General features: G+C 30.6%; 1 protein-coding gene. It reads left to right on the forward strand.

Going from position 1 to position 1,274, the window contains the following annotated elements:
* Window positions 1-143 precede the first annotated feature (143 nt).
* Window positions 144-1,145: a DNA-methyltransferase gene (locus tag DMI82_RS19475; RefSeq protein WP_146207194.1), complete on the forward strand. Its 1,002-nt coding sequence runs from the start codon at window positions 144-146 to the stop codon at window positions 1,143-1,145.
* Window positions 1,146-1,274: the final 129 nt, after the last annotated feature.

The raw sequence follows: 1,274 nt of genomic DNA on the forward strand, positions 1-1,274 counted from the left end.
TTCAGCTGGAAAAGTATCGTTATCTTTTTCAATGCGCAAAGGAAAGCAATGATTTTGATTCATTTATGAAATTCGCAGTGTAGTTTTGTGCAATTTTTCAAATTTGCTCATTTATAGTAGATATAATATTTGATGAGTTCGAATTGAAAAGACTGGAAATTGATTTGATGCTTGGAAGTATTCCTAAAGAATATGAGGAAAGTTATTTAAACCATATATCGGCTATAGCAGATTTATTAAAAAAGGAAGAAACTCAAAAAAGAAAAGGTAGAAAGAAGGGTAAAATAGAATTTAAGACAAACAGAGGAAAACTATATCATGCAGATTGTCTAGAAATATTACCACAAATCCAAGATAATACAATTGATTTAGTTTTTGCGGATCCACCATTTAATTTGAAGAAAGAGTATGCTAATGGAAGAAGTGATGATTTGACAATTAGCAAATATATAAATTGGAGTAAACAATGGCTGGATGAATGTGTAAGAATTCTAAAACCAGGTGGATCATTGTATATATATAATATTCCAAAGTGGTGCGTATATTATGCGGAGTATTTAAATTGTAAACTTTGTTTTCAAAATTGGATTGCAATTGATATGAAAAATAGCTTCCCAATAAAAGATAAATATACACCTTCACATTATGGATTACTTTATTTTACTAAAGGAGTAAAGGCAAACACGTTTAACAAACAAAGATTACCAATTCAAACGTGTAGGCATTGTGGGGGAGAATATAAAGATTATGGTGGGTATAAATATAAAATGAATACTCTAGGGGTTAATATAGCAGATGTATGGTATGACATTTTTCCTGTGAGAAATGGAAAAAATAGATTATATAATGAACTTTCTGTAAAATTATTAGATAGGGTAATTTCATTTAGCAGTAACGAAGGTGATTTAATACTAGATCCCTTTGGCGGAAGTGGTACAACATATGCAGTGGCAGAATTATTGAATAGAAATTGGATTGGTATAGAATTGGGAGATTGTGGGGTGATAAAGAATAGATTGTTATCGCCAGAAAAAGACAAAGAACTTTTGAAAAAGATTAATGAAGAAAAGAATGTTTTATTTACGAAAAAAAGCATAAAATTACGGAAGAAAAACGGTTTTTGGCTTCCAAAGGAGGAGCAATGAAAGTAATAACCTATAAATGAGCAAGTTCGTGATTTTGCATAAAAGAAAGACACCTCGATTCCATGTGTTGTATAATGAAAGTGCCAAAACAAACATTTGCAACATTTACGAAAGAAGGTGTCTCTCGCA

Source organism: Blautia sp. BCRC 81119 (assembly GCF_003184505.1).
Taxonomy (GTDB): Bacteria; Bacillota; Clostridia; order Lachnospirales; family Lachnospiraceae; genus Blautia_A; species Blautia_A fusiformis.